This window comes from Nocardia sp., from assembly GCF_025465275.1.
In the GTDB taxonomy this organism is placed as follows: domain Bacteria; phylum Actinomycetota; class Actinomycetes; order Mycobacteriales; family Mycobacteriaceae; genus Nocardia.
In genome coordinates, this window is the sequence record NZ_JAODNK010000218.1 from 1 (window position 1) to 23,837 (window position 23,837).

General features: G+C 67.0%; 21 protein-coding genes and 1 pseudogene. 11 read left to right on the forward strand and 11 right to left on the reverse strand.

Annotated features, from left to right (window positions below):
• Positions 1-464: 464 nt before the first annotated feature.
• Positions 465-2,252 carry an ABC-F family ATP-binding cassette domain-containing protein gene (locus JWN03_RS43340; RefSeq protein WP_297628450.1) on the forward strand — a complete coding sequence of 596 codons (1,788 nt, stop codon included), beginning with the start codon at positions 465-467 and terminating at the stop codon, positions 2,250-2,252.
• Positions 2,253-2,645: 393 nt separating this feature from the next.
• On the opposite strand, the gene JWN03_RS43345 is transcribed toward JWN03_RS43340, so the two are convergent.
• Both JWN03_RS43345 and JWN03_RS43350 read right to left on the reverse strand, forming a co-directional pair.
• Positions 2,646-3,503 (reverse strand): Abi-alpha family protein, encoded by an 858-nt coding sequence (locus JWN03_RS43345; protein WP_297628452.1) that lies wholly within the window; start codon positions 3,501-3,503, stop codon positions 2,646-2,648.
• Positions 3,494-4,816: a hypothetical protein gene (locus JWN03_RS43350; RefSeq protein WP_297628454.1), complete on the reverse strand. Its 1,323-nt coding sequence runs from the start codon at positions 4,814-4,816 to the stop codon at positions 3,494-3,496. The genes JWN03_RS43345 and JWN03_RS43350 overlap by 10 nt, the downstream gene beginning before the upstream one ends.
• Before the next feature lie 346 nt (positions 4,817-5,162).
• Between JWN03_RS43350 and JWN03_RS43355 the strand changes: the two genes are divergently transcribed.
• Together JWN03_RS43355 and JWN03_RS43360 are read left to right on the forward strand one after the other, a co-directional pair.
• The gene (locus JWN03_RS43355; protein WP_297628456.1) at positions 5,163-6,065 is read left to right on the forward strand and encodes a DUF4393 domain-containing protein; all 903 of its coding nucleotides are present in this window, start codon (positions 5,163-5,165) and stop codon (positions 6,063-6,065) included.
• Between the two features lie 115 nt (positions 6,066-6,180).
• Entirely contained in the window at positions 6,181-6,705 is a 525-nt protein-coding gene (locus JWN03_RS43360) for a nuclear transport factor 2 family protein (protein WP_297628458.1), read from the forward strand.
• Positions 6,706-6,862: 157 nt separating this feature from the next.
• Here the strand turns inward: JWN03_RS43360 and JWN03_RS43365 are convergent, their stop codons facing one another.
• Together JWN03_RS43365 and JWN03_RS43370 are read right to left on the reverse strand one after the other, a co-directional pair.
• Positions 6,863-8,491, reverse strand: a complete 1,629-nt coding sequence (locus tag JWN03_RS43365) for a peptide chain release factor 3 (protein WP_441343171.1) — start codon at positions 8,489-8,491, stop codon at positions 6,863-6,865.
• A 243-nt stretch (positions 8,492-8,734) separates the two neighbouring features.
• Positions 8,735-9,310 (reverse strand): TetR/AcrR family transcriptional regulator, encoded by a 576-nt coding sequence (locus tag JWN03_RS43370; protein WP_297628459.1) that lies wholly within the window; start codon positions 9,308-9,310, stop codon positions 8,735-8,737.
• A 99-nt stretch (positions 9,311-9,409) separates the two neighbouring features.
• On the opposite strand from JWN03_RS43370, the gene JWN03_RS43375 reads away from it, so the two are divergent.
• From JWN03_RS43375 to pth, 3 genes are all read left to right on the forward strand, one after another.
• Positions 9,410-10,078 carry a lysophospholipid acyltransferase family protein gene (locus JWN03_RS43375; protein WP_297628461.1) on the forward strand — a complete coding sequence of 223 codons (669 nt, stop codon included), beginning with the start codon at positions 9,410-9,412 and terminating at the stop codon, positions 10,076-10,078.
• A 230-nt stretch (positions 10,079-10,308) separates the two neighbouring features.
• Positions 10,309-10,920: a 50S ribosomal protein L25/general stress protein Ctc gene (locus JWN03_RS43380; protein WP_297628463.1), complete on the forward strand. Its 612-nt coding sequence runs from the start codon at positions 10,309-10,311 to the stop codon at positions 10,918-10,920.
• A 22-nt stretch (positions 10,921-10,942) separates the two neighbouring features.
• Positions 10,943-11,524, forward strand: a complete 582-nt coding sequence (pth, locus tag JWN03_RS43385) for an aminoacyl-tRNA hydrolase (protein WP_297628465.1) — start codon at positions 10,943-10,945, stop codon at positions 11,522-11,524.
• A 130-nt stretch (positions 11,525-11,654) separates the two neighbouring features.
• On the opposite strand, the gene JWN03_RS43390 is transcribed toward pth, so the two are convergent.
• Together JWN03_RS43390 and JWN03_RS43395 are read right to left on the reverse strand one after the other, a co-directional pair.
• Complete coding sequence (locus JWN03_RS43390) at positions 11,655-13,307, reverse strand: fatty acyl-AMP ligase (protein ID WP_297628467.1); 1,653 nt, start codon at positions 13,305-13,307, stop codon at positions 11,655-11,657.
• A 194-nt stretch (positions 13,308-13,501) separates the two neighbouring features.
• Positions 13,502-14,674 (reverse strand): aminotransferase class V-fold PLP-dependent enzyme, encoded by a 1,173-nt coding sequence (locus JWN03_RS43395; protein WP_297628484.1) that lies wholly within the window; start codon positions 14,672-14,674, stop codon positions 13,502-13,504.
• Positions 14,675-14,797: 123 nt separating this feature from the next.
• On the opposite strand from JWN03_RS43395, the gene JWN03_RS43400 reads away from it, so the two are divergent.
• The 5 genes from JWN03_RS43400 to JWN03_RS43420 all read left to right on the forward strand — a co-directional run bounded on the left by JWN03_RS43400 (position 14,798) and on the right by JWN03_RS43420 (position 20,155).
• Positions 14,798-16,432: a glutamate-cysteine ligase family protein gene (locus tag JWN03_RS43400; protein ID WP_297628468.1), complete on the forward strand. Its 1,635-nt coding sequence runs from the start codon at positions 14,798-14,800 to the stop codon at positions 16,430-16,432.
• Between the two features lie 69 nt (positions 16,433-16,501).
• Complete coding sequence (egtB, locus tag JWN03_RS43405) at positions 16,502-17,842, forward strand: ergothioneine biosynthesis protein EgtB (RefSeq protein ID WP_297628470.1); 1,341 nt, start codon at positions 16,502-16,504, stop codon at positions 17,840-17,842.
• Positions 17,842-18,684: an ergothioneine biosynthesis protein EgtC gene (gene egtC, locus JWN03_RS43410; protein ID WP_297628472.1), complete on the forward strand. Its 843-nt coding sequence runs from the start codon at positions 17,842-17,844 to the stop codon at positions 18,682-18,684. The genes egtB and egtC overlap by 1 nt, the downstream gene beginning before the upstream one ends.
• The gene (egtD, locus tag JWN03_RS43415; RefSeq protein WP_297628474.1) at positions 18,681-19,652 is read left to right on the forward strand and encodes an L-histidine N(alpha)-methyltransferase; all 972 of its coding nucleotides are present in this window, start codon (positions 18,681-18,683) and stop codon (positions 19,650-19,652) included. The genes egtC and egtD overlap by 4 nt, the downstream gene beginning before the upstream one ends.
• A 113-nt stretch (positions 19,653-19,765) precedes the next feature.
• Positions 19,766-20,155 carry a hypothetical protein gene (locus tag JWN03_RS43420; protein ID WP_297628475.1) on the forward strand — a complete coding sequence of 130 codons (390 nt, stop codon included), beginning with the start codon at positions 19,766-19,768 and terminating at the stop codon, positions 20,153-20,155.
• A 7-nt stretch (positions 20,156-20,162) separates the two neighbouring features.
• Here JWN03_RS43420 and JWN03_RS43425 read toward each other — a convergent pair whose 3' ends face one another.
• From JWN03_RS43425 to glmU, 5 genes and pseudogenes are all read right to left on the reverse strand, one after another.
• Positions 20,163-20,771, reverse strand: a complete 609-nt coding sequence (locus JWN03_RS43425) for a DUF2461 domain-containing protein (RefSeq protein ID WP_297628486.1) — start codon at positions 20,769-20,771, stop codon at positions 20,163-20,165.
• A gap of 43 nt (positions 20,772-20,814) precedes the next feature.
• Complete coding sequence (locus JWN03_RS43430) at positions 20,815-21,609, reverse strand: DUF4190 domain-containing protein (protein WP_297628477.1); 795 nt, start codon at positions 21,607-21,609, stop codon at positions 20,815-20,817.
• Between the two features lie 95 nt (positions 21,610-21,704).
• Positions 21,705-22,022 (reverse strand): hypothetical protein, encoded by a 318-nt coding sequence (locus JWN03_RS43435; protein WP_297628479.1) that lies wholly within the window; start codon positions 22,020-22,022, stop codon positions 21,705-21,707.
• Positions 22,023-22,185: 163 nt separating this feature from the next.
• On the reverse strand, positions 22,186-23,166 hold the full coding sequence (locus tag JWN03_RS43440) for a ribose-phosphate diphosphokinase (protein WP_297628481.1): 981 nt from the start codon (positions 23,164-23,166) through the stop codon (positions 22,186-22,188).
• Positions 23,163-23,837 (reverse strand): annotated as a pseudogene (gene glmU / locus JWN03_RS43445) (bifunctional UDP-N-acetylglucosamine diphosphorylase/glucosamine-1-phosphate N-acetyltransferase GlmU); the annotation flags it as partial. The gene JWN03_RS43440 and the pseudogene glmU, both read right to left, overlap by 4 nt.

The following is a 23,837-nucleotide window of genomic DNA, read 5'->3' on the forward strand; positions in this document are numbered from 1 at the left end:
CCGCGATCATGGCGAGCGCGACGAGCGGCTCGGGGTTGTCCCAGACCAGGCGATCGAGCAGCCCCAGACTGGCGAACGGGCCCGCTTCTGCGCGCCGAGCCCAGTCGAGCAGCGTGGTGGGAGTGGAGATGGGCAGGCCGATACCGAACTGCATGAGAAGACCTCCGTAAAAGGGGTGAGCAAATACACTGCCGCCCCTTCGTCATCTCGATCAGGCGAGATGAGGGGCTCCCATTCTGCGACGTACTTCTAGGGAACCACTATCCGAAGTGTTTTCGACTCAACCACAACATGTTTGGCGGCACAAGAGTCATCTCCTCCGCGCCGATCGCGGCGTCAGGGCGCGCCATCGAGGGCAACAGCCTATGAGCCCCACCGCACTGGCCAGGGGCTGTCGCGGCGGGCTCGGTAGGCTGGGCGGGGGCGATCACCGTTTGCGCCGTCGACGCGATACAGAAGGATTCATGTCCAACCTCATCAATCTGGAACAGGTCTCGAAGAGCTTCGGGATCACGCCGCTGCTGGACAATGTCTCGCTCGGAGTGCATGCCGGGGAACGTATCGGGGTGGTGGGGCTCAACGGTGGCGGTAAGACGACGCTGCTGGAGGTGCTGACCGGGCTCGAACCGGCCGACAGCGGCCGGGTCAGCCGAGTCGGCGGCCTGCGGATCGCCGTGGTCACGCAGCGCGGGGTGCTGCCGGACGGCGCGACCGTCGGCGAGGTGGTGCTCGCCGGACTGGCCGAGGATCAGATGACCGATGGCGTCGCCGAGCACGAATGGGCCGCGAACACCCGCATCCGCACGGTGGTCGAGGGCATCGGCATCGCCGACCTCGGCATGGACGCCCTGGTCTCCAATCTTTCCGGTGGTGAGCGCCGCCGTACCGCGCTGGCCGCCGCGCTGGTCCGCGATCTGGACCTGCTGGTGCTGGACGAGCCCACCAACCACCTCGATGTCGAGGGTGTGCAGTGGCTGGCCGAGCATCTGGTGGCGCGCCGCAGCGCACTCGTCGTGGTCACCCACGATCGCTGGTTCCTCGATACCGTCGCGACCCGCACCTGGGAGGTGCAGGGCGGCAAGGTGGAGACCTACGAGGGCGGCTACAACGACTGGATCTTCGCCCGCGCCGAGCGCACCCGGCAATCCGACGCCACCGAGGCCCGCCGTCAGAACCTGGCGCGCAAGGAGCTGGCCTGGCTGCGCCGCGGCGCGCCCGCCCGCACCTCCAAACCGAAGTACCGCATCGAGGCCGCCGAGGCGCTGATCGCCGATGTGCCCGCGCCGCGCGACAGTGTCGCGCTGGCCTCGTTCGCCCGTAAGCGCCTGGGCCGCGTGGTGATCGAGCTCGAGGACGCCACCCTCGCGACCCCGGACGGCCGGGAACTGGTGCAGGACTTGACCTGGCGGCTCGCCCCCGGTGAGCGCGTCGGCCTGGTCGGTGTGAACGGTTCCGGCAAGACCACGCTGCTGCGCGCGCTCGCGGGAGATTCGGGCTTGAAGGCCGGTAAGCGAATCGAAGGCCAGACCGTCAAGATCGGCTGGCTGCGGCAGGAACTCGACGATCTGCCCCTGGATATGCGTGCGCTGGAAGCGGTTCAGGATGTCGCCATGCGAACCATGCTGGGCGGCAAGGAGATCAGTGCCAGTCAGCTCGCCGAGCGCCTGGGCTTCACCCCGGCCAAGCAGCGCACGCCCATTCGTGATCTCTCCGGTGGTGAGCGCCGCCGCCTGCAGCTGACCCGAATCCTCATGGCGGAGCCCAATGTCCTGCTCCTGGACGAGCCCACCAATGACCTGGATATCGACACCCTCCAGCAGTTGGAGGATCTGCTCGACAACTGGGCAGGCACCATGGTCGTCATCTCCCACGACCGGTACCTGGTGGAACGCATCTGTGATTCCACCTGGGCGCTGTTCGGCGACGGCAAGCTCACCAATCTGCCCGGCGGCATCACCGAATACCTGAAGAAGCGCGCCGTCATGGCGGCCGCCAAGGTCGGCGGGCAGAGCTCCTCGAATGCCGCCGCACCCACCACGGATGCCGCCGCCCACCGCGCCGCCCGCAAGGAACTCTCCAAGCTGGAGCGTGCCATCCAGAAGCTCGACGAACGCGAGTCGAAACTGCACGCCGCCCTCGCCGACGCCGCGACCACCCCCGACAAACTCATCGCCCTCGGCACGGAACTGAAGCAGGTGCAGGCCGAAAAGGAATCCACCGAAGAGCGCTGGCTGGAACTGGCCGACTACTGACGGCCTCGCCCCGCCTGCCTCCTCAACCACACAGCCCGTATCCGCACCGCGCACCCTCTCCAAGTGCTGTTCGGTTCCGCGCACCCCCGTGCCTGGACAGCACAGCACGTGTCTCCGCGCAGCCCGTATCCGCAGCGCTCAGCCCATTCAAGTGCTGTTCGGTTCGGACGCGGGCTGTTCGGTACCGCGCACCCCGTGCCTGGACAGCACAGCACGTGTCTTCGGGCAGCCCGTATCCGCATTGCTCAGCCCATTCAAGTGCTGTTCGGTTCGGACGCGGGCTGTTCGGTACCGCGCAGCCCGTGTCCGGAGAGCACAGCTTGTGTCCGTATCGCTCAGCCTGTGTGAGCGCTGTTCGGTTTCGGGGGCGGGCTGTGCGGTCAGGGCGGGGGGTTAGCCGTGCTGTTCTAGGGGAGGGTGGTCTAGGGACGGGACGGGGAGGCAGGTGCGGACGAAACCGGCGCCGAAGGAAGTCAATTCGACGGTGCGGTAGAGGACCTTGGTGCCGAAGCTGGTGCGCTTCAACAGGCGGCGGACCTCGGGGAGGGCTTCCAGCAGCTGATAGCGATTGGGATTGCCGAGCGGCTCGCGGGTGACGTCGATGAGGCCGAGGCGGTCGAGATTGATGAGGTATTCCTCGACGCGATTCGGGTAGCGCAGACCGGCATCGTCGCCCAGCAGGTTGAATTGGCCACCGGCGGCGGCACGGCCGCCGCGCACTTCGAGGGCGGGCTGCGGGCCGTCCAGGTAGAGGTGGCGCACTATGCGCGCTTCGTCGGGAGCGAGTTCACCGAGAATGCGGGCGTAGGCGGGGTGGTGATTATCGTCCTCGGTGTGGAAATCGGCTGAGCGGCGCAGTAATTCGGCGCCGCGCGCTCGCAGGACGGTGGTGGGGGAGGGCGCGGGTGCAGCGGTCTCGGCCACGTCCGTAACGGGAACTCCCAGCACCTGACGTACCGAATGCCGCACCTGCGCACCGGCTTCGGAGAGGATATCGCGCGGCGGATGTCCGGCCATACTGCCCCGCAGCACCACCGAGGTGACGCCGAGCGCGGTGCTGAGGCTCCAGACTCCGGCCTCCACGGCCGCCGACATGGCAACCCGGACAACACCGGTCGCGGTGCGCACCGGTCCGGCCGTAAACGCGGGCCCGGGTACCGGAACCGGCAGCGGTGCGGCGGGCCGCACCATCAGCTCGGTGGAGGTATCTGCGGGTTCCCCTTCGCCCGAGTCGGTTTCGGTCATATCCATGAGGTAGCCACTCCTGTTCCGAAGATCAGGAGGTGAGCGTAACCGGCGAGCAGCCCCAGCACACCGCCATGGACAAACAAGAGCCATTCATCTTGTTTGATGGCCGATCGCAGCATGTCCACGAAGTCCGGCGGGGGCAGGGCCGACATTTGTTTGGCGATGTACTCCTGGACCTGCTTGCCCTGCCGCACGTTGAACGCCGGGTCGGCGAAGGCGATCGGGGCGATCTTCATGGACTCGGCGGTGAAACTGTCCTGCAGCTCGTCGTATTCGCGATTGCCGAGCAGGAACTTCACGGCGCCGCGGGCGGGTCCGAGTGCCTGGTCCGCCGCCGGCTTGAGGGTGTCCGCCAGCATCTGCATGGTGCGGTCCGAGCGCGGCCCGTTGAGCAGTTCGTCGCCGATATTGGCGACCGTCATGACCTGGCTGGCCACCATCTCGGCGTAGCCCTCGGTGATCTCGGGCTGCCGCTTGACGAGCAGCCCCTGCCGCCACGGGCACCACCACTTCGGGTAGGCGGGCGCGAAGATCATATTGATGCCGACCCAGTTGACCACCCAGCCGATGACGATGCCGCCGAGCGGCAGCACCGCCAGCGCCGACCATCCGGTCACATGCAGGATGCCGACCAGCACCAGGCCCATGGGGGCGCCGAAGTAGAAACCGAAGTTCACCATGAACCGGAGTTCCGTGGCGCCCAGCACCTGGAACAGGCTGTTGAGCAACTGCGGCCGCGCCTGGAAGTAGCGAATCACCATCTGCTTGACGTCGAGCAGTTGATCGATGTTGTTGCCGAGTTCATCGGTGAGTTCGCGCAGAATTGTGGGGAGCTGTTCGGCCACCCGCGAGTGCACCATCTCCCGAACGCTATTGGGGAGGTTGTACCAAAGTTGCGGATGTTCGCGTTTGAGGATGTCTTCGACGATGTCGCGGATCTGGAGTTCCGCTATTTCGGTGAGATGCTCGGCGAGCTTATCGGGTTCGAGTTCCCGATAGAAGTCCGAGACGCTTCCGAGTTTCGCCAATCCTTTGTCGACCGCGATACTCGCCATCTTGTCCGCACGCGACGGCACAATCCCCTGCCAGCCCATCCGGCCGTCGTACTGCAGCAGGGGCAATACCTGAATCCGCTTGGGCAGGAACGGAAACAAGGCCGCCAGCCCCGGTACCCGCGTGCCGTGAAAACTGATCGGCTTGAACAGCATGAGCACGCCGGTCCAGTTGGTGATGTAGCCGATGACACCCGTGAACAACGGAATCGTGATCAGTTCCAGCAATATTGTCGGGTGGACTCCGAAAAGACTCTCTAGCACGTTCACCCTCCTGCCGACCCATACCGGAACCGCCGCCGGCACAGATACCCCTCGGCGTCTCGGACCTTACTGTGCGTTCAGGAATCGAGTCCAGCGCTGGAGTGTCTGGGTCGGAGATCTCGGTCACACTGCCTTACCCCACTGTTCCCCTGTCACCATGGGACCACGAGAATGGCGGAAAGCACATCCAACTTGCATGCAGTGCGGGGGCGTCGGGGGTCATGTTGGGCGCGTGTCGTTCTACGTGAGCGGGGTAACCTTCGCATGGCTTTCCGAGTTCGACGTGCCCGTGGGTCAGTCGGCGGCAATAATCGTGAACGATTAGTTCACCTGGCGATATTCGGAGATGGACGTGGCAGAGGACAGGACCGTGCAGGCGCCGGGGGGTGCGGCGGAGGTGGTCCGTCCGGGTTCGCGCGGCGTGGAACGCAGCTCCGAGGTCGAGCAGCGGCAGATCAGTAATGAGGCCCGGCTCATCCGCGGCGTCTTCCGGGCGGCCGGGCTGGCGGTCGGTACCGCGGCCCGCAGCGGCCAGTGGGCGGTCGGCACCAGCTTCGAAATCACCAAGCAGTTGACCCAGGCCGCGCTGGACGGCGAATCGTCGGCCGATATCGCGGAGCGCACCGGGGCGGCGCTGCGGTCCATCGCGCGCAGTGCGCTCGGCGTCACCGAGGGTTCGGTGCGCGAGATCGTCAGTTACGTACCGACACCCGTCGGTGGCCCGAATCAGCATGCCATCGGGGCGGGCAGTCTGCTGCGTTCGGCCAGCAGCGAGGAGCTGCGCCGGCGGGGTGACTCACTGCTGGCCCGCTCGGCGGATGTCTACTTCACCGAGGATGTGCACCCCGCCTACGACCGCATTCTCGATCAGCTCGCCCCCGATGAGGCGCGCATTCTGCGCTTCATGGCGCTGAACGGCCCGCAGCCGACCGTCGATGTGCGCACCAACCGGCCGCTGGGCATCGGCTCCGAACTCGTGCAGGGCGATCTCACCTCGGTGCCGGAGCAGGCGGGCGTCCGCTACCCGGACCGTTCCCGGCACTATCTGATCAATCTCAACCGCCTCGGGCTCACCACCACCTCCGACGATCCCGTGGTGCTGTCGCGCTACATGGTGCTGGAGGTGCAGCCGGTGGTGGAGTCGGCGCTCAAGAAGGCCGGCCGCGTACCCAAGATCGTGCGAAAGAGCCTGCGGCTGACCGAATTCGGCGAGGACTTCTGCACCACCTGCTTCAGCATCCAGGGCTGAGCGACTCCGGCGCCCCTGCTCGAATGGGGCGGTGGTGTGTCCGACTGATAGCGATCCGGTACAAATCTGCGCCAATGGTGCGGTATCCCGCAGTCCTGATGGGATTGTGGGAGGTATGGATTCCGATGCGGTCACCGCGATCAGCCGGTTGAAGTTCCGGTATCTGCGTGCCCTCGACACCAAGTCGTGGGAGGAGTTCGCCGACACCATGATTCCGGAGGCGACCGCCACCTACAGCGAGTACCTCCAATTCGAATCGCGCGATGCCTTCCTGGCCTTCATGCGCAACACCCTCGGCCCGCACGTCATCACCGAACATCGCTGCGACCACCCCGAGATCGACGTCACCGGCGACACCGCGGTCGGCACCTGGTACCTCGCCGACACCGTCCTCATCCCCGGCCACAATATGCTCCTGCGCGGCGCGGCCTTCTACTCCGACCAGTACGTCAAATGCGACGACGGCAAATGGCGCATCGCCCACACCGGCTACGAACGCACCTACGAGGTCGTCATGTCCCTCTCCGACCTGCCGAGTCTGCGGCTGACCTCCAGCCGCTGGGGCCTGATCGCCCGCGACCCCGCCGATGCCCCCCGCACCGAACCCATGCCGCCGGATTCCACCGGCACCATGGGCTAGGGCCGTCGCCTCGAGCGGGGGCGAGGCGATCACGATGCCACGCTCCACGTGCGCGGTCAGCGCGTCCACCGAGGGCGCGGTGCCGTTGCCGTCGGCGGAGCCGCGCCGGAAAGGGTGATTGATGTGGGACAAGACGTTTCGTGGTACTAGCTGTCAGTCAGTCGGTGGTGGCGACGAGCGGGTCGAGGGTGAGGGTGGGGTGTTCTTTTTGGACGTAGGCCAGTTTCCACTTGTCGCCGAAGAGGGCGAGCATGACGCCGTCGGTGCGGGTGAAGACTTCTACGCCGCGCTGGCGGCCCAATTCGACGGCTGATTCGGCGTCGGTGCGGCGGGCCAGCTGGTAGGGGAGGTTGTCGAGATTGGTTTCGACGTTGTATTCGCCGAGCATGCGGGCGGTGACGACCTCGAACTGCATGGGGCCGACGGCGGCGAGGACGGGGGAGGCGTCGCCGCGAATGTCGTTGCGCAGCACCTGGACCACGCCCTCGGAGTCGAGCTGGTCGATGGCCTTGCGGAACTGCTTGTACTTGCCGGCGCTCTGCGCGCGCAGAGTGGCGAAGTGTTCCGGCGCGAAGGACGGGATCGGCGGGAACTGCACCTTCTTGTCCGCGTACAGGGTGTGGCCGGGGGCCAGGGCGGTCGCATTGACGAGACCGACCACATCACCCGGGTAGGCGGTGTCGACGGTGGTCCGCTCGCGGCCGAAGATGGTGAGCGCGTACTTGGTGGCGAACGGGCGACCGGTCTGCGCGTGCGTCACGACCATGCCGCGCTCGAATTCGCCGGACACGATGCGCATGAACGCCAGCCGGTCGCGGTGCGCGGTGTCCATGCCGGCCTGCACCTTGAAGATGACGGCGCTGAACGGATCGCTGGTCTCGCGCGGCCGGTCGTTGACGTCGATGCGGGCGCGCGGCGCGGGGGCGATATCGATGAGCGTCTCGAGGAGCTGCCGCACACCGAAATTCAGCATGGCGGAGCCGTAGATCACCGGTGAGGTGTGCCCGGCCAGGAACAGTTCCTCATCGTGATCCTGTCCGGCGGCGGAGAGCAGTTCGCTCTCCTCGACGGCGGTCACCCACTCCGCACCCTCGCGCTCGGCGGCCTGCTCGGGTGTGAGGTGCTCCTCGGGCGCGATGGTCGCGCCGCCCGCGGTCCGGGTGAAGTGGATGTATTCGACCGGTGCGCCCTCGGCGCCGCGCCGCAGCAGACCGCGGAAATCACCGGCGATGCCGACGGGCAGGAAGAGCGGGGTGGGGGTGAGGCCGATTCGATCGGTGATCTCGTCGAGCAGTTCCAGCGGCGCCTGGCCCGGCCGGTCCCACTTGTTGATGACGGTGATCACCGGAATGCCGCGATCGCGCGCGACCTGAAAGAGCTTGAGCGTCTGCGGTTCCAGGCCCTTGGCCGCGTCGATGAGCATGACGGCCGCATCGACGGCGGTCAGCACCCGGTAGGTGTCCTCCGAGAAGTCGGAGTGGCCGGGCGTATCGACGAGATTGATGACGCAGTCGCCGTATTCGAACTGCAGTGCCGTGGAGCTGACGGAGATACCGCGCGCCTTCTCCATTTCCATCCAGTCGGAGACGGTCGACTTGCGGCCCGCCTTACCGTGAATGGCGCCGGCTTCGGAAATGACCTTCGCATGCAGTGCGAGCGCCTCGGTGAGCGTCGACTTACCGGCATCCGGATGGGAGATCACCGCGAAGGTGCGCCGCCGGGCTACCTCGCCGGCCAACCGCCCGGAACTGGGTGCGTTGGTCGCGCTGGCGGTCGGGGAACTCAACGGGGGACTCCTTAGCAGACGAGGCAACCTGTCCAGGTTACGCGACGGGCCCCTACCCCCGACCAGCCGGTTCCCGCCGACCACCCCCAAACCCTCCACCCGGGACCCGCAACCCGCACACCACCCCTCCCGGCCGATAAATCTCGCCCTGTGCCCCGCCGAGTGGGCACTGGTGGTGGCGTTGTGCGGCGAGTCGCCACCACCAGAGCCCCCTCGATTGCCTTACCGCAGGCGGGCGCCTCGTCAGCGGGATTCGGGGAGGTGGCGGGCGATGGCCTGCGCTACCAGGCGGGGGATGTCGGTGCCGGGGGCGATGGCTTCGATGCTGCGGTTGGCCACGACCGAGGCGATGCCGTGCAGGTTGGTCCACAGGCCCAGGGCCAATTCGTCTGCGCTCGTGGTGCTGCCGGCGGTGAGACCTGCGGCGACCAGGTCGCGCCAGCGCCGGAACATGGGGAGGGTGATGGTGGCTCGCAGGTTCTCGCCGGCGCCTTCCAGCAGGTCGTGGCGGAACATGAGCGCGAACATCTCCGGGCGCTGAGCCGCGAATCCGACGTAGGTCAGGCAGCTGTTCTCGATCCGCGCCCGGGGCGTATCGCCCTGTACCGCTTCGAGTCTGGCGCCGAGATCGAGATATCCACGGGCGGCGATGGCCGCGAGCAGGGCATTGTGGGTCGGAAACCAGCGCCGGGGCGCGCCGTGCGATACCCCGGCTTCCCGGGCGATGGCGCGCAGTCCGAGTTGCTCGGCCCCGACCTGTTCCAGCATGTCCACGCCGGCGCTCACCAACCGCTCACGCAGCGGCTCAACGACACTCATGCCGCACATCCTCCCAACAGATCACCCGCGATTCGTCATAGACACTGTCTACCCCTGTGGTGTAGACAGTGTCTACGGATCTTTTCGGGGAGGTAAGTCATGTCGTACTGGCTGTTGAAGCATGTGCTGATCGGCCCGCTGCTGCGGTTGCTCGGTCGTCCGAAAGTGGAAGGGCTGCAGCATGTTCCAGTAGACGGTCCGGTCATCATCGCGGCCAATCATCTGGCCGTCGTGGATTCGCTGTACCTCTGCCTGGTGCTGCCCCGGAAGGTCACCTTCATTGCCAAGCAGGAGTACTTCACCACCGGTGGGTGGCGGGGCCGGGTGAACCGGTGGGTCATGAACGCGACCGGTCAGGTGGCGGTGGATCGCACCCCGGGTAAGGCCGGAGGCGATTCACTCACGGCGGCGGCGCGGATTCTGGAGCAGGGCGGCATCTGGGGCATTCACCCGGAGGGCACCCGATCCCCGGACGGCCGTATCTATCGCGGCCGCACCGGCGTGATTCGGGTGGCCATGCAGACCGGCGCTCCCGTGGTGCCCGTGGTGCTGTCCGGAACCGATCGGGTGAATCCGCGCAATCGCCGCTTCCTGCGTCCGGCCAAGGTACGCATTTCGATCGGCCGCCCGCGCTACTTCGTGCCGGCCGATCGGTACGCTGTACGACAGGCAACCGATGACCTCATGGCCGACCTGGTGCGCCGCTCCGGTCGCCAGTACGTGGATTGCTACGCAGCCACATTCGAAAGACATGCCGAAGCGGCATAGCTCGAGGTGGGGGCGGTGTAAAGCGGTTAGGGCCGCGTGTTAAAGTCTTCGGGTTGTCTCGGCGAGGGTGCGACACCCCAAAATGTCCACCGTGATCGACGCGGCTCGGCTCCCGGCCGTCGCTGTTCGGTTTTTCGCCCGACTAGCAGACCAATATTGCGCCAGGGCGGCAGTTTCCCCTGGCCAGCACGCTGATATCAGCCCGGACCGAGCCGTAGGAGTAGACAGTCATGTCCGACGCCAACCTTCTGGAAGCCACCGTACGCACCGAGTTCGGTAAGGGTGCCGCGCGTCGTACCCGCCGCGACGGCAATGTGCCCGCCGTGCTGTACGGCCACAACGAAGAGCCGCAGCACCTGTCGATCAACGCCCGCGCGTTCGCCGCGGTGCTGCGTGAGCACGGCACCAACGCCATCCTGAACCTGGACATCGCGGGCACCCCGGCGCTGGCGATGACCAAGTCCGTGGTCGTGCACCCGATCCGTCGCTACATCGAGCACGCCGACCTGCTGATCGTCCGTCGTGGCGAGCGCGTCGTCGTCGATGTGCGCGTGAACCTGGTCGGTGAGGCTGCCTCCGCCACCCTGGTCACCTCGGACGTCACCGTGCTGTCCGTCGAGGCCGACGCCATGAACCTGCCGGAGTTCATCGACGTCTCCATCGAGGGCATCGTGGCCGGCACCCAGATCAACGCGGGCGACATCGCGCTGCCCGAGGGCGTCACCCTTGCCGGTGACCCGGAAGCGCTGATCGTCAACATCATCGCCGCCCCGGCCTCCGCGCAGGAGTCCGAGGATGCGGCCGCCGAGGCCAACGGCACTGCTACCGAAGCTGCCGAGTAATACTGCCTTTCAACGGTTCTGAATGACCGAGGCAACGGCCGGGCCGGTGCTCGTGGTCGGACTGGGTAATCCCGGACCCGAATACGAGCGCACCCGGCACAATGTCGGTTTCATGGTCGCCGATGTGCTCGCGGAGCGGGTCGGCGGCCGTTTCGCCGTGCACAAGAAATCGGGCACGGACCTGCTGGAGGCGCGCCTGGACGGGCGCAAGGTGCTGATCGCCAAGCCCCGCAGCTTTATGAATCTGTCCGGCCGCCCGGTCGCCGCACTGGCGAAATTCTTCTCGGTACCGCCCACCGAGGTGATCGCTGTACACGACGAACTGGATCTGCCGTTCGGTGTGATCCGGTTGAAGCAGGGTGGCGGCGAGGGCGGGCACAATGGCTTGCGCTCCATGTCGCAGGCGCTGACCACCAAGGACTACCTGCGGGTTCGGTTCGGCGTCGGCCGCCCGCCCGGTCGCCAGGACCCGGCCGATTTTGTGCTGAAGCCCTTCTCCGCGCCGGAGCGCAAAGAGGTTCCGGTGATCGTCGAGCAAGCTGCTGACGCGGTCGAGCTACTGCTCCGAGTCGGTCTCGAGACCGCGCAGAACCAGCTGCATTGATGGCGGTAGTTGCGCGACTTGACAACTGATTTCGTAAGGGTCCGGGTAACTCCTGGGGTACGGCCAAAATCGGTGGCGTACCCATCCGCCGCTGCGCGTTCCTGACAGTGAACGGCTCATAAGCCGTGCGCTAAAGGTTCGGGGAGGCGGTACTGGTCGCTGCGCGGCGGAGTTTGCCCGACGAGGTTTTCGGCAGGGCGCCGGGGCCGAGGATGGTGACGCTGCGGGGGCGGAAGCCTACTTCGGAGAAGACGGTGTGGACGATGTCGTGTTCGATGCGCCGCACCTCGTCCGGGTTCTGGAAGTCGTTGCTCTCCACCACGACCGCGAAGCTTTCGCGCTTCTGTCCCGCATCCAGGCGCACGGCCACCGCATTGCCGGGGCGAACGCCCCTGACGCGCGAGGACGCTCGTTCGATATCGGTGGGGTAGATATTGCGGCCGCCCATGATGATGACGTCCTTGATGCGGCCGCACACCACCACCAGGCCGTCGTCGGTGAAGTAGCCGATATCGCCGGTGTCGAACCAGCCCTCGGCATCCAGGGTGGGCCGGAAGCCTTCGACCGTCACATAGCCGGAAGTCACTGCGGGGCCGCGTAATTCGATCACACCGACACTGCGTACCGGGAGCGGCTGCCGGTCGGCGTCGACGATCCGGCCCTCGAGATTGTCGACCAGGTAGCCGAGCGTGGGCAGGCGGCGCACCGTGCTGTGATGGTGTTCCGGATTCTTGACGGGCACGGCCTTGCCGAGCGCCTCCAGCAGGTCGGCGTCGACCACATCGAGGATCTGCCCGCGCCCCGGATCCGGAATGGACACGGCCAGAGTCGTTTCGGCCATGCCGTACACGGGAGTGAGCGCCATCGGATTGAGCCCGAAGCGTTTTCCGGCTTCGGCGAGCGCCTCCATGGTGTCGGCGTCCACGGGTTCCGCGCCGTTCCACATGTACCGGACACTGCTCAGGTCGAGGGCGCCCTCCTCGGCATTGCGCAGCCTGCGGGCGAGCAGCGAGTACGCGAAATTCGGTGCGGCCGTGACGGTGCCGCGATACTTCGAGATGAGTTCGGCCCAGAGGATCGGCCGGACCAGGAAGTCCAGCGGTGTCACGCACACCACTTCCGCGCCGAACTGCATGGGGACGCTGAGAAATCCGACCATGCCCATATCGTGGAAGAGCGGCAGCCAGCTGATCATCACATCGTCGTCGAGCTGGAATTTCACCCGGTCGAACATGGCGTAGGCATTGACGAAGAAATTGCCGTGCGTGATCCGCACCGCCTTCGGTGATCCGGTGGACCCGGATGTCAACTGCTGCAGGGCGATATCGGCCTCGCCGGTCGGCAGCGGCGAGATATCGCGGCCGCCGCGCATCTGGTCGATGGTCACCACCGCAATGCCGCGTTCGGCCAGCAGCGGGGCCGCCGCCTCGAACGGCGCGCCCAGCACCACGGCCTGCGCGTCGATCATGCGCAGCACGGTTTCGGTGTCGTGCGCCCACATGAGCAGATCCGTGCGCGGGGTGGGCTGATGCAGCATGGTGATCGAGCCGCCGCGCATCCACACGGCCTGGCAGGCGGGTGCGATATCCACCGGCATGCCGGCGAGCACCCCCACCGCATCCCCGTGCCCGATCCCGGCGTCCGCCAGCCCGCCGGCCATCTGCCGTGCGATCGCGTGAATCTCGCCCCACGTCTGCCGCAGTGGAGAGTCCGGCTCCCCGGTCACCAGCCCGTGCCCGGATATTCGCGCCGTTGCATACATTTCGTCGGTGAAGCGGCTCACGATCGACTCCTCAAACGCTGGCCAACACTTCAACTATCCCGCCGCCGCGCCGCCCCTGTTAACCGATTCGCGATGTTGCGTCCCGCGCAACCTTCGCACCGGCCGCCGCCGGAACCGCCGCACCCATCGCCGACCGCGCCGAATTCGACTGAGTGCCTACGCAAACAGCCCGCGAACGCCGTTCGGGCAGGTGCTCAGGGGAGTGCGGTGACGGCGTCCGCGAAGTGGTCGAGATCTTCGAAGGTGACGAAGGAGTGGGGGGAGGCGCGGACGACCGAGTCGAGGTCGCGGGCGGTCATGTCGAGGAGAGTGGAGGAGCGGTGGCTGACGGTCACGGTGATGGCGTCGGCGGCGAGGCGGTCGCGGACCTCGAGCGGGGTGAGGCCGTCGACGGTGAACGAGACGATGCCCGCGTGCTGGGTGCCGCGGTCGCGGACGGTGACACGCGGGATCTCCTGCAGCGTCTTGCGGAGGTACTCCGCGCGTTCGGCGATCGCCGCGTAGATGTCGGCGGGCCCGGCATCGAGCAGATAGCGGACGGCCGCGCCGAGGCCGAGGCGTCCGGCGACATCGCATTCCCAGAATTCGAAGCGCCCGGCATCCGGGGCGAGCGTGTATTCGGCGGGCCCGGTCCACTGGGCGCTGTGTAGGTCGAGGCGGCCGGGTTCCATGGTGGCGGCCAGCTCGGGGCGTACGTAGAGGAAGCCGGTGCCGCGCGCGCCGCGCAGCCATTTGCGGCCGGTCGCGGAAAGCGCGTCCACCCCGAGTTCCGCGACGTCCAGGGGCAGCTGACCCGCCGATTGGCAGGCGTCGAGCAGCACCAGCGCGCCGGCCCGGCGGGCGATGCGCGCGGCCTCCGCGACCGGATTCACCAGGCCGCCGTTTGTCGGAACATGTACCAGCGAGACGAGTTTCACCCGCTCGTCGACCATGGAATCCAGCGCGTCCAGATCGAGCTGCCCGCTGCTGTCGCTGGGGATTGTCTCTACGACGGCCCCGGTCTGCCGGGCGCGCTGCAGGGCGGCGATGGCATTGCTGGCGTAGTCGGCGCCGGAGATGAGAATCCGGTCGCCCGCCGTCAGTGGCACCGAGTAGAAGAAATCACTCCACGATCGGCTGGCACTGTCGCTGAGCGCGACGCCGCTCGCATCGGCATTGAGAAGTTGCCCGATCGCGGTCTTGACGGCCTGCAGATCATCCAGCCGCTCGTTGGCGGCACGGTAGCCACCGATCTCGGCTTCCCGCCGCAGATGCGCGACAGCGGTCTCGACGACGATCTGCGGGGGCAGCGAGGAACCTGCACTGTCGAGAAAAATCTGACCTTCGCAGCCGGGGGTATCGGCGCGCAACCGGGCGATGTTCACCATGGGAACGACCATATCGGTTGGTGTGTTCTCCATTTCGTCAGATTTGTTGTCGGTATTCATCGCTACTCTGGTTTGACCGCCGTGCGCATCGGGCGGTGACGGATCGGTCGAGCGGAGGTTGGCATGGTGGTTACGACGTCCCCCACCGATTTGCCGCGAGTTGCCGGGCGTGGGATTCAGCCCGGCACCGTGCAGACGGGTCGCGCCGAACTGGCGCCGGGAAATGGGTTCTCCACTCGGGCCGCGGCCGAGGCGTACATCGGAAAGGTCTGTTTCAAACAGGGCCCACCGATGCTCATCGGCGCCGAACTCGAGTGGCTCACCGCGCAGGGAGAGCCGTCGGCGTCCGCCCCGCGTCCGCAGCTGACTGTGCTGGCAGACGCGCTGGGATCCTATGCGCCACAGTCTATTTCTCCTGATTCCCCGGCCCATCCGCTGCCGGGAGGTAGCCGGGTTACCCTCGAGCCCGGCGGTCAGATCGAACTCTCCAGCGCCCCGTTCGGTACAGCTGCCGAATTGTGTGAGCGCCTGCTGGCCGATACGGGCCGCCTACGGGAGCTGCTCGAAACCCGCGATATCCGCATCTTCTCCGCCTCCGCCGATCCGGTGCGTACGCCGCAGCGCCTGCTCCAGCTGCCGCGCTACCGCGCCATGGAACGGTCGTTCGCCGGTATCGGCCCGTTCGGTGCGCTGATGATGTGCAATACCGCCGCCGCCCAGGTGAGCGTGGATGCCGGTGTGGATGCCACCGATATCGCGGCCCGCTGGACCGCCCTCTACGCCATCGGCCCGGCGCTGCTGGCCGCGTTCGCCTGCTCCCCGGAGCTGAGTGGCGCTCCGCCCGGCGCCTGGGCTTCCCAGCGCATGCGCACGTGGCTCCGATTGGACCACCTGCGCACGCGACCTCCCGTGCACGACTGGTCTGACCCGATCGCCGGTTACGCCCGCTGGGCGCTGGATGTGCCGCTGCTGTGCGTGCGGCCGGAAAGCTCGGCCGGTGTCAACGGCTCGGCCGCCGCCGCGAACGGCTCCCAGGGCTCGGCCGCCGCCGCGAACGGCTCCCAGGGCTCGGCCGCCGCCGCGAACGGCTCCCAGGGCTCGGTCGCTGTGAACGGCTCCCAGGGCTCGGTCGCTGTGAACGGCTCCCAGGGCTCGGTCGCTGTGAACGGCTCCCAGGGCTCGGTCGCTGTGAACGGCTCCCACGGTTCGGCCGGTGCGAACGGCTCCCACGGTTCGGGTGCTGCGAACGGTTCGGCCGGTGCTCATGGTTCGAACGGTGCTGCCGCCGCGCTGAGCGCTGACTGGACGGCCCCGCCCGGCGCGACCTTCGCCGACTGGCTGTGCGGCGCTCTCGACGACGAGATCGGCCGTCGCCCCAACCACGATGACCTCGACTATCACCTGACCACGGTCTTTCCGCCGGTTCGCGCCTCGGGGCACCTCGAGGTCCGCTATCTGGACGCCCAGCCCGGCCATACCTGGACGGTCCCGGTGCATGCCATCGACGCCCTGGTCTCCGCGCCCGCCGTGGTGGCCGAGGCGACGGCGCTGGCGGGTTCGACGGTCGGCCGCTGGTCCGAGGCCGCCCGCTACGGCCTGGCCGACCCCGAAATCCGCGCGGCCGCAGTGGCTCTCCTGGAACTCGCCACCGCGCATGCCGCAACCCCGGCTGCCGCAGCGGAATTGGCCGCCGCCGCAGCGCGTTGCCGCGAAGGACGCACGCCCACGGCGTTTCTCGAATCCGGAGGTGGCGCATGAGTTCGCAGGCCGCCGCCGGTTTCCTGGAAAGATGCCGCCCGTTCGATTTCCCGAATTCGGAGTTCTCTCATGACTGTTCAGCTGCCGGGTACTGACCGGGCCGAGACGGATCGGCTGCGGGAGCGGATCGCGCAGGTGCTGGAGCGGGCGCGGCGGCGCACGGCCGGGCTCACCGATTGCCTGGACGAGGCGGAGCTGGTGGCGCAGCATTCGCGGATCATGAGCCCGCTGGTGTGGGATCTCGCGCATATCGGCAATCAGGAAGAGCTCTGGCTGGTGCGGGATGTGGGCGGTCGCGAGGCCGTGCGCTCCGATATCGACGAGCTGTACGACGCGTTCAAACATGCGCGCGCGAATCGGCCGGCGCTGCCGCTGCTGAATCCGGCGCAGGCCCGGCAGTACGTCGGCCAGGTGCGGGGCAAGGTGTGGGATGTGCTGGAGCACAGCCCCTTACGCGGTGATGCGCTGGTGGCGGACGGATTCGCCTTCGGCATGATCGCGCAGCACGAGCAGCAGCACGACGAGACCATGCTCGCGACCCATCAGCTGCGGCAGGGCGAAGCGGTGCTGTCGGCGCCCGCCGCTCCGGCGGTGCGCAGCCCCGTACGCGGCGAAGTCGTCATTCCCGCAGGGGAATTCATCATGGGCACCGACAGCGATCCGTGGGCGCTGGACAACGAACGCCCCGCACACCCGGTCGAGGTGCCCGGCTTCGCCGTCGATGCCGCTCCCGTCACCAATGAGCAGTACCTCGAATTCATGGCGGATGGCGGCTACGACCGTCCCGAGCTCTGGTCCGAACAGGGCTGGGCGCATCGCCGGGAGGCCGGCCTGATTTCCCCGCAATTCTGGGAGCAGGACGGTGGCGGCCGTTGGTGGCGACGGGTTTTCGGTGTCATGCAGCCGGTGCGCCCGCAGCAGCCGGTGGTCCATGTCTGCTGGTTCGAGGCCGAGGCCTACGCCAACTGGGCAGGCAAACGCCTGCCGACAGAGGCGGAATGGGAGAAGGCCGCCCGCTTCGACCCGGCCACCGGCCGCTCCCGCCGCTACCCCTGGGGTGATGCCGATCCGAGCGCCGCCACCGCGAATCTCGGTCAGCGGCACCTGGAACCGGCGGATGCGGGCGCGTATCCCGCAGGCGCGTCACCACAGGGCGTGCACCAGCTGATCGGCGATGTCTGGGAGTGGACCTCCTCCGGATTCACGCCCTACCCCGGATTCCGGCCCTTCCCCTACCGCGAGTACTCCGAGGTTTTCTTCGGCGGCGACTATCGAGTCCTGCGCGGCGGTTCCTTCGGCGCGGACGATGTCGCCTGCCGCGCCACCTTCCGCAATTGGGACCACCCCATCCGCCGCCAGATCTTCGCCGGCTTCCGCCTGGTCAGAGACCTCCGCCCGGAGGAGCTCTGATGTGCCGCCACATCGCCTACCTGGGCCCGCCGGTTCCCGTGGGAGACATCCTGACTCGCGGTCCGCACTCCCTCCGTACCCAATCCTGGGCCCCGCGCGATATGCGCGGCGGCGGCACCATCAACGCCGACGGCTTCGGCGTTGCCTGGTGGACACCGGCCCCCGCCGCCGGTCGGCTGAGAGCGTCGCGCTATCGCAATGCGGCCCCGATCTGGACCGATCCGGCGGTGGACGAGGTGCTGCCGCAACTGCATTCATCGGCGGTCCTGGCGGCGGTCCGCTCGGCCACGGTCGGCTTACCGGTCGAGCAGGCGGCGTGCGCGCCATTCACCCACGGCCGCTGGGCTTTCAGCCATAACGGTGCGATCCCGGACTGGCGCGATGCCCTCACTGCCGTTGCCGCCCAGTTCGATTCGCCCTCGTTGCTCGACTCCGAGTCGCTGACAGACTCCGCCCTGCTCTGGGTGATCCTGCGCAGCCTGCTGGAGAACAAATCGCCGCCGTCCGGCGCGGATACCGAGCCGGAAGTTGCGCTGACAGCGGCGATGCGGACGGCGTTCGACCCGGAGATCGCGCTGACAGCGGTGGTTCGGGCGGTGTTCGAGCGGTCGCCGAGGGCGCGGTTGAACCTTTTGCTGGGGGATGGGGAAACGGTGTGGGCCACGACGTGGCAGCACGCGCTGTCGGTGCTGGTGGCCGATGACTTCGCGGTGGTCGCCTCCGAGCCGTATGACGATGATCCGCGCTGGCAGTCGATCGATGATCGGCAGGTGGTGGTGGTGCGGCCGGGGCGGCTGTCGGTGAAAACGCTGGATTTCGAAAATGGAAGGACTTCTCGATGACTTCGGCGACGCTGGAGATCCATTTGACCGACGACGATCTGACCGCGGGTTTGCGGTCCGATGTGCGTCGTGGGCTGACGGCGGAACAGAAGTGGTTGCCGCCCAAGTGGTTTTACGACGCACGGGGCAGTGAGCTGTTCGAGCAGATCACGCAGCTGCCCGAGTACTACCCGACGCGGACCGAGCGCGCGCTGCTGGAGCAGGTGGTCGGGGAGATCGCCAAGATCGCTCAGGCCGAGGTGCTGGTGGAGCTGGGCGCCGGATCGGCCGCCAAGACCCGGTTGCTGCTGGAGGCGCTGACGGCGGAGGGTCCGCTGAAAACCTATGTCCCGCAGGATGTGTCGGTGGCCGCGCTGAGCGCGTCGGCGAACGAGGTGGCCACCGAGTTCCCCGGCCTGAGCGTGCACGGGGTGGTCAGCGATTTCACCGCCACGCTGGACAATCTGCCGCGCGGTGGCCGCCGCATGATCGCCTTCCTCGGCGGCACCATCGGCAATCTGGTTCCGGCGGAACGCGCGCAGTTCCTGGCCGATGTGCACGATGTGCTGGAGCCGGGCGAACAGCTGCTGCTCGGCGCCGGTCTGGTCATCGATCCGGCGGTGCTGGTGCCAGCCTACGACGATGCCGCCGGAGTCACCGCGGAATTCAATCGCAATGTGCTGCATGTGCTCAACGCCCGCCTGGGCGCGAATTTCGTGCCGGAGAAGTTCGCACACGTCGCGGTGTGGGATGCCCAGAACGAGTGGATCGAAATGCGACTGGAGGCCACCGAGGCCATGTCCGTCACCATCGCGGACCTGGATCTGGCGGTGGATTTCGCGGCCGGTGAGCAATTGCGCACCGAGATCTCCGCGAAATTCCGCCGCGACGGACTCGAGAACGAGCTGGCCGCAGCAGGTTTCGCGACCGAGCGCAGGTGGACCGATCCACAGGAGCGCTTCGCGCTCTGGCTGGCCGAGCGCCGCTAGCTGCGATGTCCGGGGCCGAGATATCGCACGCTGTGATATCTCGGCCCGTGATATCTCAATAAACGGTCAATTAAGGCAATGGCGGCGGCGGTCGCGTCATAGGATCGAAACCAGTGAAGCCGTGGGAAATTTTCGGCCTCGTCCTTGGCGTCGCGGCCTTCTGTATCGTGCTGCCGCCCCTGCTCGGCTGGCGCCGGGACCGCCTGTGGTTTCTGGGCGCCCTGCTCCTGCTGACCGGTGCGGTAGCTCTGCTGTTCGTGCCGCTCCCGCACCCCACCGGCAGTGTCGACTGCGGCACCGTGCTCAGCCCGCGCCATGAATGGACCGGTTCCCAGCTCTGTTTCGAACCAGGTTGCATCGCACCCGATTTCCGCATCCATTGCGACCGCAATACCACCAGTCGCCAGGAGACCATCGGCACGGTCGCGGCCGCAGCCCTCTTGATTCTCGTGCTGAGCAGCCGCACATTGCTCCGGCTCACCCGTAGATCAGCTTCGGACTGACAGTCGCTCAACCGGTGACGGCGGCCACCCACTCCGCGGCCGGGCGGAGTTCTTCCCACGCCTTACGGATCTCGGTGGCGGCACGCGGCTTCTCCAGCCAGGCCGGTGCGCCGAAATCCCTACTGAGGGTGAGGGATTTGTGCCGAAGCAGCTCGATGCGCGGGTGATCGGCAGGATAACCCTTGGGCCGGGTGACGAGCCGGTCGCCGCCGAGCGTGTATCCGGCGGCGGTCAGCCCGGCCAGCAGGTTTTCCAGCTCGACGCCGCGCACCTCGTTATCGATAGCGATGCGCAACTGGGCGAGCTGTGCGGGCGTGGGCCCGTAGAGCCCCACCGCTACGAACAGTCCGGCCGCACCGATCTGCACGTAGAAGCCCGCACCGGGCGAGGTGTGCACCACCGCGCCCTGATGATTCTTGTAGGGCGTCTTGTCCTTCGAGAACCTGACGTCCCGATACGGCCGGAACATCTTGGCGGGCCCGAAGTCGGGCTCCAGCTCGGACATCAAGGCCTGCATGGGATCTCGGACCGACGTCTCCCAGACCCGCTTGTGGGCAGTCCAGAACGTCTTGGAGTTGTCGGCCTCGAGATCTTCGTAGAAGTCGAGGCCGGCCATGGGGAATCCGGTGAACTGTGGCACTGCTATCGCACTCCTGCGTCTATGACGTGCCCGCGGCCACGACCATGATGACGAAGTAGAGGACGTACAGCACGATCACGCCGATGCCGACCCAGATGCCCGCCAGCGCCATACCGCGTCCCTGCTGCCCGGACTGCTTGATCTGGTTCAGCGCGATCACACCCAGGATGATCCCGATGATCGAGCCGATACCGCAGGTGATGAATCCGACCAGAGAGGTGATGAGCGCGCCGATTGCCAGACCGTTGGTGCTCGCGGGCGCGGCATAACCCATCGGCGGATACCCGGGCTGACCATAGGGCTGGCCGTACGGCTGCTGCGCGTAAGGCTGCTGACCATAGGGTTGTTGCTGGCCGTACGGCTGCTGCGGATAAGGCTGCTGACCGTAGGGCTCCTGCGGATAAGGCTGCTGACCGTAGGGCTGCTGCGGGCCGGCGGGGTACCCGCCCTGGTCACCGGCCGGGTAACCACCCTGCGGCTGGCCGCCCACCGGCGGATAGTTGTGCACGCCACCGGCCGGGTAGGCATCGCTCTGCGGATACGCCTGCGCGGGCGGATACTGCAGCGGCGGCGCGTCCGAACCCGCTGTGCCCGGGTAATACTGGGTGATCGGCGGATCCTGCCCCGGCGTGCCGGGGGTGTACTGAGTGGTCGGGGCGTCCTGACCCCAGGCACCGGGGTTGTACTGGGTGGCCGCCGGATCCTGCGGCTGCTCGGCTGCCGCGGCTTCTTGTCCAGAGCTGCCCTCGGGCTTCTTCTTGAACATGTCGCCCGGGTTGGCGCCGGCGTGCGGTTCGTTCGGCGGCGTGCTCATGTCGCGCCCTTCTCGGTGGTGGTGTCGGACCGTCCCAATGGGTATCACAATGCAGGGCCGATGCGTAAACACGCACCGGTCCGCGGGGGAGCGTGTCAGTCGCGGGGTTCCTCGACGATTTCCATGGCGGCGACTTCGGCGGGCCGGTCGTCGTCGGCCTGGTTTTCGTCGCGTCGCCGGCGGCGGGTCCACTCCTGGTCGAGTTCGGCTCCGATGCCCAGGCGCCCGGTGTCGTCGTTCTCGCGGTTGCGGATGATGAGGTCGGCGGGCGGGTCGGCAATGGCCCGCTCGTATTCGCGGACCTCGTCGGCCTGGTCGTCGTCGCCCAGGTCGTAGTCGAGGTCTTCGACGTCCTCGGTGTCGAGCACCTCGTCGATGAGCTGGTCTTCATCATCATTGCGCTGGTCGTCCATACGGAACCACACCTCTCCGCGCTTCAGCGCACCTTGAGCAAACCCACGTGACTTCGAGTCAACGCTACCGCTGCGCCCGGGAGGGGGCACCCATTGCGGCTCCCACAGATACGAACGCGCCCCTCCCGAATCGGAAGGGGCGCGCCTGTAAAGCTTCGAGGTGCTACGCGTTGCCGTTGAAAAGTCCTGTGACGGAACCGTTTTCGAAGACCTCACGGATGGTCCGCGCCAGCAGCGGGGCGATGGACAGCACCGTGAGCTGCGGGAACTTCTTGTCTTCGTCGATCGGCAGCGTGTTGGTGACCACAACTTCCTTGGCGCCGCAGTTCGCCAGCCGCTCGGCGGCCGGGTGGCTGAGGATGCCGTGGGTGGCGGCGATGACCACATCGCCCGCGCCCGCCTCCTTGAGCACCTTGACGGCGCCGGCGATGGTGCCACCGGTGTCGATCATGTCGTCGATCAGGATGCAGGTGCGGCCCTCGACGTCACCGACCACGCGGTTGGCCACAACCTGGTTGGCCACCAGCGGATCCCGCGTCTTGTGGATGAACGCCAGCGGCGCGTCCTGCAGCGAGTTGGCCCACTTCTCGGCGACCTTCACACGACCGGCATCCGGCGAAACCACGGCGATATTGTCGAGCGCGTAGTTATTGCGAATGTGCTCGGCCAGCTGCACCTGTGCGTGCATGTGATCGACCGGGCCGTCGAAGAAGCCCTGGATCTGATCGGTGTGCAGGTCGACGGTGATGATGCGGTCGACACCCGCGGTCTTGAGCAGATCCGCGATCAGGCGAGCCGAGATGGGCTCACGACCGCGGTGCTTCTTGTCCTGGCGGGCGTACGGGTAGAAGGGCAGCACCGAGGTGATGCGCTTGGCCGAACCGCGCTTGAGGGCGTCGATCATGATGAGGTGCTCCATGACCCACTGGTTCAGCGGGGCCGGGAAGCTCTGCAGCACGAAGGCATCGGAGCCGCGGACCGATTCCTCGAACCGGACGAAGGTCTCGCCGTTCGCGAAGTCGCGCGCGGTCTGCGGGGTCACATGGACGTTGAGTTCCTTGGCCACCGACTCGGCGAGCTCAGGATGAGCGCGTCCCGAGAACAGCATCAGATTCTTGTGGTTTTCGGTAGAGAACGCGGTCACGGACGTTCGCCATCCTTTTGCTCGTCGGATATCTCATCGGCCGCGAGGGCCGCTTTCTCACTTGCCGCGATGGCTGCCTCGGCCGCCAGGGCGGCATCGGTACCGGGGCGATTGCGCTGCACCCAGCCCTCGAGATTTCGTTGCGCTCCGCCCGACACTGCAAGCGCACCTGGCGGAACGTTTCTGCGCAGTACAGTACCTGCTGCCGTATACACCCCGTCACCCACGGTGAGCGGGGCGATGAACATGGTGTCGCTGCCCGTCCGCACATGCGAGCCGACTACGGTGTGGTGCTTCTTCACGCCGTCGTAGTTGACGAAAACGCTCGACGCGCCAATATTGCTGTGCTCGCCGATGGTCGCATCGCCCACATAGGTGAGGTGCGGGACTTTGGAGTGCGCGCCGATATTGGCGTTCTTGGTCTCGACGAACGCCCCGAGCTTGCCGGAGTCGCCGACCACGGTGCCGGGACGCAGATAGCTGAAGGGCCCGATGGTGGAGCCCGGTCCGATGGTGGCCCGCTCGCCGTGAGTGCGCACCACGTGGGCGCCGTCGCCGACCACCACCTCGGTGAGGGTGGAGTCCGGGCCGATTTCGGCGTCCTCGCCGATCACGGTGTCGCCCAACAGTTGTACGCCCGGCCGGATGACGGCGTCGCGGCCGATGATCTC

Bases quoted from the DNA above. Each gene is read 5' to 3' on its own strand.
- JWN03_RS43340 (WP_297628450.1), top strand. From the start codon at position 465: ATGTCCAACCTCATCAATCTGGAACAGGTCTCGAAGAGCTTCGGGATC.
- JWN03_RS43345 (WP_297628452.1), bottom strand. From the start codon at position 3,503: ATGGATATGACCGAAACCGACTCGGGCGAAGGGGAACCCGCAGATACC.
- JWN03_RS43355 (WP_297628456.1), top strand. From the start codon at position 5,163: ATGGACGTGGCAGAGGACAGGACCGTGCAGGCGCCGGGGGGTGCGGCG.
- JWN03_RS43360 (WP_297628458.1), top strand. From the start codon at position 6,181: ATGGATTCCGATGCGGTCACCGCGATCAGCCGGTTGAAGTTCCGGTAT.
- JWN03_RS43370 (WP_297628459.1), bottom strand. From the start codon at position 9,310: ATGAGTGTCGTTGAGCCGCTGCGTGAGCGGTTGGTGAGCGCCGGCGTG.
- JWN03_RS43375 (WP_297628461.1), top strand. From the start codon at position 9,410: ATGTCGTACTGGCTGTTGAAGCATGTGCTGATCGGCCCGCTGCTGCGG.
- JWN03_RS43380 (WP_297628463.1), top strand. From the start codon at position 10,309: ATGTCCGACGCCAACCTTCTGGAAGCCACCGTACGCACCGAGTTCGGT.
- pth (WP_297628465.1), top strand. From the start codon at position 10,943: ATGACCGAGGCAACGGCCGGGCCGGTGCTCGTGGTCGGACTGGGTAAT.
- JWN03_RS43395 (WP_297628484.1), bottom strand. From the start codon at position 14,674: ATGGTGAACATCGCCCGGTTGCGCGCCGATACCCCCGGCTGCGAAGGT.
- JWN03_RS43400 (WP_297628468.1), top strand. From the start codon at position 14,798: ATGGTGGTTACGACGTCCCCCACCGATTTGCCGCGAGTTGCCGGGCGT.
- egtB (WP_297628470.1), top strand. From the start codon at position 16,502: ATGACTGTTCAGCTGCCGGGTACTGACCGGGCCGAGACGGATCGGCTG.
- egtC (WP_297628472.1), top strand. From the start codon at position 17,842: ATGTGCCGCCACATCGCCTACCTGGGCCCGCCGGTTCCCGTGGGAGAC.
- egtD (WP_297628474.1), top strand. From the start codon at position 18,681: ATGACTTCGGCGACGCTGGAGATCCATTTGACCGACGACGATCTGACC.
- JWN03_RS43425 (WP_297628486.1), bottom strand. From the start codon at position 20,771: ATGGCCGGCCTCGACTTCTACGAAGATCTCGAGGCCGACAACTCCAAG.
- JWN03_RS43430 (WP_297628477.1), bottom strand. From the start codon at position 21,609: ATGAGCACGCCGCCGAACGAACCGCACGCCGGCGCCAACCCGGGCGAC.
- JWN03_RS43435 (WP_297628479.1), bottom strand. From the start codon at position 22,022: ATGGACGACCAGCGCAATGATGATGAAGACCAGCTCATCGACGAGGTG.